Origin of the sequence: Terrisporobacter muris, from assembly GCF_024621905.1 — a bacterium.
GTDB classification, from domain to species: domain Bacteria; phylum Bacillota; class Clostridia; order Peptostreptococcales; family Peptostreptococcaceae; genus Terrisporobacter; species Terrisporobacter muris.
Genome location: NZ_JANKBY010000590.1, coordinates 1 through 1130 on the forward strand (window position 1 = coordinate 1; position 1130 = coordinate 1130).

Sequence of the window (1130 nt, forward strand, 5' to 3'; positions counted from 1 at the left end):
ATAATTTAAGTTTTTGCTTATTATAATTTACCCTATACTCTTTTTTATTTTAGTTATATAATATAAATGATGGGTAGGTTTTATAAATTTTAAACTTAATTAAAATTTGGAGGTTTAAATATGTTAGTTTCTGCAAGAGAAATGCTAATTAAAGCAAGAGAAGGAAAATACGCAGTAGGTCAATTCAATATAAATAACTTAGAATGGACAAAAGCAATATTATTGACTGCTCAAGAAAACAATTCACCTGTTATACTTGGAGTATCTGAAGGTGCTGGAAAATACATGGGTGGATATGATACAGTAGTAGGAATGGTAAATGGATTAATAAAAGGATTAAATATAACTGTTCCAGTTGCTCTTCATTTAGATCACGGTTCTTATGAAGGAGTATTAAAAACTATAGAAGCTGGATTCTCTTCAGTAATGTTTGATGGATCTCATTATCCATTTGATGAGAATGTTGCTAAAACTAAAGAATTAGTTGAGTTAGCTCACTCAAAAGGTATATCTATAGAAGCTGAAGTTGGTTCAATAGGTGGAGAAGAAGACGGTGTTGTAGGTGCTGGTGAAATAGCTGACCCTCAAGAATGTAAAGCTATATCTGACTTAGGAATAGACTTCTTAGCTGCTGGTATAGGTAATATACATGGTCAATATCCTTCTAACTGGGCTGGATTAAACTTCGAAGCATTAGGAAAAATAAATGATGCTACAGGAGATATGCCATTAGTATTACATGGAGGAACTGGTATACCAGAAGATATGATAAAAGAAGCTATATCTTTAGGTGTTGCTAAAATCAATGTTAATACTGAATGCCAATTAGTATTTGCTGAAGCTACTCGTAAATACATAGAAGAAGGAAAAGATTTACAAGGTAAAGGATTTGACCCTCGTAAATTATTAGCTCCAGGCGTTGATGCTATAAAAGCATGCGTTAAAGAAAAAATGGAATTATTCGGTTCTATAAACCAAGCATAATTTTAATAGTTTAATTTAGAAATCTTAAAAGATAGAAGTAATTTTTTATTACATCTATCTTTTTTATATTAATAAATAATCAATTTATTAACATTGTATATATATACACACAATTAATTTATTTCTTCATTTAAACTATTTTGTCA

The 1130-nt window shown here is 29.6% G+C and carries 1 protein-coding gene; it reads left to right on the forward strand.

Annotated elements, in window-relative coordinates; translation table 11 throughout:
* The first annotated feature begins 120 nt into the window (after positions 1-120).
* Positions 121-984, forward strand: coding sequence for a class II fructose-1,6-bisphosphate aldolase (fba, locus tag NSA58_RS20480; RefSeq protein WP_039678450.1), 864 nt, complete (start codon positions 121-123; stop codon positions 982-984).
* Positions 985-1130 lie beyond the last annotated feature (146 nt).

What these genes read in the sequence shown, in the direction of transcription:
- fba (WP_039678450.1), top strand. Translation starts at nt 121, where the DNA reads ATGTTAGTTTCTGCAAGAGAAATGCTAATTAAAGCAAGAGAAGGAAAA.